6 protein-coding genes and 1 pseudogene are annotated in these 7,361 nt (G+C 71.9%); 6 read left to right on the forward strand and 1 reads right to left on the reverse strand.

All coding sequences use genetic code 11. From position 1 onward, the window contains the following. Positions 1-61 precede the first annotated feature (61 nt). On the forward strand, positions 62-1,036 hold the full coding sequence (locus tag AOJ26_RS29840; RefSeq protein ID WP_053851475.1) for an ABC transporter ATP-binding protein: 975 nt from the start codon (positions 62-64) through the stop codon (positions 1,034-1,036). Continuing rightward, entirely contained in the window at positions 1,029-2,066 is a 1,038-nt protein-coding gene (locus AOJ26_RS29845; protein WP_053851476.1) for an ABC transporter ATP-binding protein, read from the forward strand. The genes AOJ26_RS29840 and AOJ26_RS29845 overlap by 8 nt, the downstream gene beginning before the upstream one ends. A gap of 122 nt (positions 2,067-2,188) precedes the next feature. Here AOJ26_RS29845 and AOJ26_RS29850 read toward each other — a convergent pair whose 3' ends face one another. Further along, entirely contained in the window at positions 2,189-4,309 is a 2,121-nt protein-coding gene (locus AOJ26_RS29850; protein ID WP_053851477.1) for a S9 family peptidase, read from the reverse strand. A 188-nt stretch (positions 4,310-4,497) separates the two neighbouring features. On the opposite strand from AOJ26_RS29850, the gene AOJ26_RS29855 reads away from it, so the two are divergent. The 4 genes and pseudogenes from AOJ26_RS29855 to AOJ26_RS43620 form a co-directional block, all read left to right on the forward strand. Next, a complete protein-coding gene (locus tag AOJ26_RS29855) occupies positions 4,498-4,692 on the forward strand; it encodes a hypothetical protein (protein WP_053851478.1) in 195 nt (64 codons plus the stop codon). A gap of 46 nt (positions 4,693-4,738) precedes the next feature. Further along, positions 4,739-5,596: an N-acetyl-1-D-myo-inositol-2-amino-2-deoxy-alpha-D-glucopyranoside deacetylase gene (mshB, locus tag AOJ26_RS29860; RefSeq protein WP_053851479.1), complete on the forward strand. Its 858-nt coding sequence runs from the start codon at positions 4,739-4,741 to the stop codon at positions 5,594-5,596. Continuing rightward, a complete protein-coding gene (locus tag AOJ26_RS29865; RefSeq protein WP_053851480.1) occupies positions 5,593-6,003 on the forward strand; it encodes a DUF6113 family protein in 411 nt (136 codons plus the stop codon). The genes mshB and AOJ26_RS29865 overlap by 4 nt, the downstream gene beginning before the upstream one ends. 158 nt (positions 6,004-6,161) lie before the next feature. Continuing rightward, positions 6,162-7,361: pseudogene (locus AOJ26_RS43620) on the forward strand (hypothetical protein); the annotation flags it as partial.

Raw genomic sequence — 7,361 nt, forward strand, 5'->3', positions numbered from 1 at the left:
CCTCGTTCCCCCACCCCGCGGGACCGCGCCACGCCCCGACCCGAAGCTGAGGTGAGTCGTCGTGTTGCTCGAAGTGCGTGATCTGCACGTGGAGTTCAGGACCCGGGACGGGGTGGCCAAGGCGGTCAACGGGGTCGACTACGGGGTGGACGCGGGGGAGACCCTCGCGGTGCTCGGGGAGTCCGGCTCGGGGAAGTCGGTGACCGCGCAGGCGATCATGGGGATCCTCGACATGCCGCCGGGGAGGATCACCGGGGGCGAGATCCTCTTCCAGGGGCAGGACCTGCTGAAGCTCAAGGAGGACGAGCGGCGCAAGGTCCGCGGCGCCGAGATGGCGATGATCTTCCAGGACGCGCTGTCCTCCCTCAACCCCGTGCTCTCCGTCGGCGACCAGCTCGGCGAGATGTTCGTCGTGCACCGGGGCATGTCGAAGAAGGACGCCCGGGCCAGGGCGGTCGAGCTGATGGACCGGGTGCGCATCCCGGCCGCCAAGGACCGTGTGAAGGACTACCCGCACCAGTTCTCCGGCGGGATGCGCCAACGCATCATGATCGCGATGGCACTCGCCCTCGAACCCGCCCTGATCATCGCCGACGAGCCGACCACCGCCCTCGACGTCACCGTCCAGGCCCAGGTCATGGACCTGCTCGCCGAGCTCCAGCGCGAGTACGACATGGGGCTCATCCTCATCACCCACGACCTCGGTGTGGTCGCGGACGTCGCCGACCGGATCGCCGTCATGTACGCCGGCCGGATCGTCGAGCAGGCACCCGTGCACGACATCTACAAGGCGCCCGCCCACCCCTACACGCGCGGACTGCTCGACTCCATCCCCCGTCTCGACCAGAAGGGCCAGGAGCTGTACGCGATCAAGGGGCTGCCGCCCAACCTGATGCACATCCCGCCGGGCTGCGCGTTCAACCCGCGCTGCCCGATGGCCCGGGACGTGTGCCGCACCGACGTGCCCCCTCTGTACGACGTTGACGACGGACGCACCAGTGCCTGTCACTTCTGGACGGAGTGCCTCAATGGTTGAGCCGATCCTGGAAGTGGGTGGACTGGTCAAGCACTACCCCCTGACCCAGGGGGTCGTGTTCAAGAAGCAGGTCGGTGCGGTCAAGGCCGTGGACGGTGTGGACTTCACGCTCCACAAGGGCGAGACCCTCGGCATCGTCGGGGAGTCCGGCTGCGGCAAGTCGACCGTCGCCAAGATGCTCGTCCACCTGGAGCGGCCCACGCGAGGGTTGATCAAGTACAAGGGCGAGGACATCACCAAGCTGTCCGGCAAGGCGCTCAAGTCGGTCCGCCGCAACATCCAGATGGTCTTCCAGGACCCGTACACCTCCCTCAACCCCCGGATGACGGTCGGCGACATCGTCGGGGAGCCGTACGACATCCACCCCGAGGTGGCCCCCAAGGGCGACCGGCGCAGGAAGGTCCAGGACCTGCTGGACGTCGTCGGCCTCAACCCCGAGTACATCAACCGCTATCCGCACCAGTTCTCCGGCGGCCAGCGCCAGCGCATCGGCATCGCGCGCGGGCTGGCCCTGCGCCCGGAGGTCATCGTCGCCGACGAGCCGGTCTCCGCCCTCGACGTCTCCGTCCAGGCCCAGGTGATCAACCTCCTCGACCGGCTCCAGAGCGAGTTCGAGCTGTCGTACCTCTTCATCGCGCACGACCTGTCGATCGTCCGGCACATCTCGGACCGGGTCGGGGTGATGTACCTCGGGCGGATCGTGGAGACCGGCACGGACACCGAGATCTACGAGCATCCGACCCACCCCTACACCCAGGCCCTGCTGTCCGCCGTGCCGGTGCCCGACCCGGAGGCCCGGGAGCACCGCGAGCGGATCATCCTGTCCGGTGACGTCCCGTCCCCGACGAACATCCCGTCCGGCTGCCGCTTCCGCACCCGGTGCTGGAAGGCGCGGGAGCGCTGCGCGCTGGAGGTGCCGGCGCTCGCGGTGCCGGCGGAGTTCCGGCTCCTCGGCGGCCCGGCCGCGCACGACTCGGCGTGTCACTTCGCCGAGGAGAAGCAGGTGGTGCCGCCGGAGGCGACGGAGTAACACGGAGGCAACCCGGCCGACCCTGTTCCGATATACGGACGCGTCAGTCTCTACGACGTACGGCCGTGCGGGTGCCGTAAGCGGGCCGGGACGCGCCATGTCGTCCCGGCCCGCTGCCGTGCCTACGCCATCCCCAACGACCGCTTCAGGAAGTCGAGCTGAAGCCGCAGCAGGTTCTCCGCGACCGTCTCCTGCGGGGTCATGTGGGTCACGCCGGACAGTGGCAGCACCTCGTGCGGGCGGCCCGCGGCCAGCAGGGCCGAGGACAGGCGCAGGGAGTGGGCGACCACCACGTTGTCGTCCGCGAGGCCGTGGATGATCATCATCGGGCGGTGCGGCGCGGCCGCGTCGACCAGACCCTCGTCGTCTACCAGGGAGTTGCGCCGGTAGACCTCCGGCTGCTCGTCCGGGTGGCCGAGGTAGCGCTCCTGGTAGTGGGTGTCGTACAGGCGCAGGTCGGTGACCGGGGCGCCGACCACCGCCGCGTGGAAGACGTCCGGGCGGCGCAGCGCCCCGAGGGCCGCCAGGTAGCCGCCGAAGGACCAGCCGCGGATCGCGACCCGGGACAGGTCGAGCGGGAAGTCCTCGGCGAGCGCCTGGAGCGCGTCGACCTGGTCCTGGAGGACGACGGCCGCGAGGTCGTCCCGGACCGCCTTCTCCCAGGCGGGGGAGCGGCCCGGAGTGCCCCGGCCGTCGGCCACGACCACCGCGAAGCCCTGGTCGGCGAACCACTGTGAGGTCAGGTGCGGATTGTGCGCGGCGACCACCCGCTGCCCGTGCGGACCCCCGTACGGGTCCAGCAAAACCGGAAGGGGGCTGTCACCGGCGTAGTCCTGCGGCATAAGCACGGCGCACGGGATCTTCCGTGCGCCCCCCTCGGTGAGCGTCACGCGCGGGGTCAAACCGGGATCTTCCGCGTACGACAGGACAGTCGCCGTCTCCTTGCCGTCGCGCAGCACCCGGGCGCGGGCACCCGGCCGGTCGAGGGTCGCCGACACCAGCACGGTCACGCCCCCGGCGCGCACAGCCGAGTGCACGCCGGGCTCCTGCGACAAGCGCTCCACTCCGAGCTCGTTCACCCGGTAGACGTGCACCTGGCCGGTCTCCGGGGACTCGGCCTCCGCGCCGGCCGACGCCGAGACCAGCACGTCGTCCCGGGCGACGTCCAGCACCGCGCGGACGTGCAACTGCGGTCCGGTGAGCACCCGTTCCCCGACCGCGAGCACCCGCGCACCACCCTCGTCGGCGATCCGCACGAGCTGTCCCGAAGGGCTCCAGCAGGGCACCCCGGGGAAAAGATCCAGCCAAGTTGGATCTTCGTCCGCGTGCACCATCCGGGTCGCGCCGGACGCCGGGTCCACCGCCAGATAGAGCTGACTGCGCTGGTCGCGCGCCTGTACGAGCAGCAGCGGAGCACCCGCGGCTGACCAGTGCACATGGGCCAGATACGGATAGCGCCGCCGGTCCCAGGAGACCTCCGTGCGCGTCCCGTCCAGGGCGATCACGAACAGCTGCACGTCCGCGTTGGGGGTGCCGGCGGCCGGGTACGGGACGTGTTGTGGATCACGCTCCGGGTGGGCCGGGTCGGAGATCCACCAGCGCCGCACCGGCGTGTCGTCCACGCGCGCGACCAGCAGCCGGTCCGACTGCGGCGACCACCAGAAGCCCCGTGACCGGCCCATCTCCTCGGCCGCGACGAACTCCGCCAGACCGTAGGTGACATGGTCGGACTCCGGGGAGGCGAGCGCCCGGTCGTCCCCGCCCTCGGCGCCCACGACCCGCAGGGAGCCCTGGGCGACGTACGCGACGTGCCGTCCGTCGGGGGCCGGACGGGGGTCGATCACCGGCCCGGGGACCGGCAGTTCACGTGCTGTGCCGGCCCGCAGCTCCGCGGTGAAGAGCCGCCCTGACAAGGCGAAAGACGCCAACTCGACGGCGGTGTCGGTGGCGTAGCCGACAATGCCGGCACCGCCCTCACGGCTGCGTTCGCGGCGGGCCCGCTCCTCGGGCGACAGGCGTTCCTCGGTGCCGCCGAGGAGGGCGCGCGGGTCGGCCGCCACGCGCTCCCCGCCGTCCGCCGCGTCGAGCACCCACAGCGAATTGGCCCGGTCCGTGCCGGAGTTCGAGCGCAGGAACACGACACGCGATCCGTCGGGCGCCACGGTGAACGCGCGCGGCGCGCCGAGGGTGAAGCGCTGGGTACGGGCGTGCCGGCGGGGAAAGGAGTCAGGCTCGGTCGTCATGCCCCGACCATATTGGCCATGCGCCCCCTTGTGCGGCCGTGCGCCGACGGATGCGCAGGCACGGATAGTTATGATCACTACCGCATAGTGGGTATGAATCCGCTGGCTGCTGTATGGATTTATCTGCCCCCATAGTTCCGTTCCCGTCCGACCCCCCACGTCCCTGGGTTCTTTGGAGGTGAGCCGCCGTGGCACTCTCGATTTCGGCGGTGGTGCTGCTGGCGATCATCGTCTTCTTGTTGATCAAGAAGTCGGGCTTGAAGGGCGGTCACGCGGTCGTGTGCATCCTGCTCGGCTTCTATCTCGCCGCTTCCTCGGTCGCGCCGACGATCAGCGAGCTGACGACGAACATCGCGGGCATGATCGGCAGTATCAAGTTCTGACACCGGCTGAGCGGGACTGTCCGTGGCTCCTCGTAGGGTGGGGACCATGACGGAACAGCCCGCTCGGCGTCTTCTCCTGGTGCACGCGCACCCGGACGACGAGTCGATCAACAACGGCGCGACCATGGCCAGGTACGCGGCCGAGGGAGCCCGGGTGACCCTGGTCACCTGCACCCTCGGCGAGCGTGGCGAGGTCATCCCGCCGCAGCTCCGGCACCTGACCGGCGCCGCCCTCGCGGAGGAACGCGAGCGCGAGCTGGCCGCGGCCATGGAGCGGCTGGGCGTCGGGGACTTCGGTTTCCTCGGCGGCCGCGGCCGGTACCGGGACTCCGGGATGATGGGCACCGCCGACAACGACGACCCGCACTGCTTCTGGCGCGCCGACGTCGACGAGGCGGCGGGACATCTCGTCGAGGTGATCCTCGGGGCCCGCCCCCAGGTCCTCGTCACCTACGACGACCACGGCGGGTACGGCCACCCCGACCACATCCAGGCCCACCGGGTCGCCATGCGCGCCGTCGAGCTCGCCGCCGACGCCGGGTGGCGGATCCCGAAGGTGTACTGGAACCGCGTACCGCGCGCGGTCGGCGAGCAGGCCTTCGCCCGGCTCCACGCCGACCTGCCCGGCCTCCCCTTCACCAAGGCCGCCGTCCTCGACGACGTACCGGGCGTGGTGGACGACGAGCGGATCACCACCGAGATCGACGGCACGGCGTACGCGGCCGCAAAGAGTGCCGCGATGGCCGCCCACGCGACCCAGATCGACGTGTCCGGCGCGTACTTCGCGCTCTCGAACGAACTCGCACAACCTCTCTTCACCACCGAGTACTACGAACTGGTCGGCGGGGAACACGGGAAGAACAGGGAGACCGACCTGTTCTCCGGGATCGAGGGCGCGTCATGAGCGACCGTACGTCGATGCTGGCCCAGCCCTTGCAGCGCCCCTCCGCCGGACGGGCCGCCGCATACCTGGGCCTTTTCGTGCTCGGGGCGGTGGTGGGGCTCGCCGGAGCCCTGGTGCAGGGCGGCTGGTTCCCGGGCGGGCTGCTGCTCGCGCTGCTCGGCGAGGCCGGACTGCTGCTCGGCGGGGCCCGCGCCGCCGGCAGCCGCGCCGGAGCCGTCGCGCCCGCCGGCGGCTGGATGCTCGCCGTCATCTTCCTCACCACCAGCCGTCCGGAAGGCGACTTCGTCTTCGCCGCGGGAAGCGGCTCCTATCTCTTCCTGCTCGGTGGTATGGCTGTGGCTGTGATCTGCGCCACCCTTGGACAGGGGCGGCAACCGGGCGGCGACGCCGTCCGACTTGGCAAGTGACGTACCACTTCTCCGCATCGAGCGCGTGCGAGTCCGGTGTGGGTTTCCTCAGCGGTCGTGGGATACCGGCCAGAAGTGGCCAGTATGGTGGTGCGCGCCGCCGACGCCCGAAGCAGTGAGGTCGAAACGGGCGGCGGAGCCAACCGGGAGAACCTGCCTTGAGTCGTGAAACTGACAGTCCGTCCTCCGGGCCCAACGGGCGCGGCGGAGCCGCCTACCCCTCGGGCACGCCGCCGTACGGGACGCCGATGGCTTCCGACGGCGGTCCGGACGCGGGCCGTTCGGCCACGCAGCCGGAGGAACGCAAGACCGAGACCACGCTGACGACCCGGATCCGGATCAACATCCCGGGTTCGCGGCCCATTCCGCCGGTCGTCGTGCGTCAGCCCGTCGGGGAGACGGAGAGTTCCGGCGACAGCGGTCCCGAGACCGAGGCCCCGGCGCCGAGCCCCTCGTCGACCACCGGCACGGTCGAACTGCCCGCCGAACCGGCCCCGCCGGCCGAGGAGAAGGCGAGCGACTGGTTCGCGCCCCGCAAGTCGGGCCCCGCCAAGCCCTCTCAGGGCGGCGGCGCGGGCAACGGGGCCGCCCTGTCGGGCGGTTCGGGCGCGGGCGCTCCGACTGCGGCCGGACCCCGGCCCGGTGGCGCGGGTGCGTCCGGCGGCACACGTCCCGGGGCCGGGCGCCCCGGTGGTGTGGTCGGGTCCATGAGCGTGCCGGGCGGTTCCCGTCCCGGCGCCACGAACGGTGCAGGACTCCCGGGTGCCACGGGCGGCCCGGTCGCCCCTGGCCACGGCGGCGGCACGGGCTCCTTCGACGTCACCGAGGCGCTCAACGGCGGCCAGCGCGGCAGTGAACCCCGCCGCGACGAGCTGCCGTACTTCGCCGAGAACGGCAACGGCGTCCCGGCCGGGGAAAACGCGCAGGGCGGCCCGAACGGACAGGGCGGCCAGGGCGGCTTCGGCGCGCAGGGCGGACCCACCGGACCCACCGGACCCGCCGAACCCGCCGGCCCCGGCGGGCAGAACGGCCAGATCGACTACGGCGGCGGCTTCGGCGGCCCCCAGGGTCCCGGTGGCCAGGGCGGCTCCCAGGGGCCCGCGGGCCCGACCGGCGGCCCCGTCACCGGTGACGGCCCGGTCGTGCCGCCTGCCGGACCGGACCCCTTCGCCCGGCACGAGTCCTTCGGCGGCGAGTCCTTCACCGGCCCCGACACCTTCGGCGGCCAGGGCGGCCCCGGCGGCCCGGGCAACGGCTCACGCGGCCCCGGCGGTCCGGGAGCTCCCGGCATCTCCGGCGGCCGGCCCGGCCAGCCCGCTCCGGGCGGCCCCCCCGGCCGTCCCGGCGGCCCCGGCGCC

Source organism: Streptomyces sp. NRRL B-24085 (genome assembly GCF_001282115.1).
GTDB lineage: Bacteria > Actinomycetota > Actinomycetes > Streptomycetales > Streptomycetaceae > Streptomyces.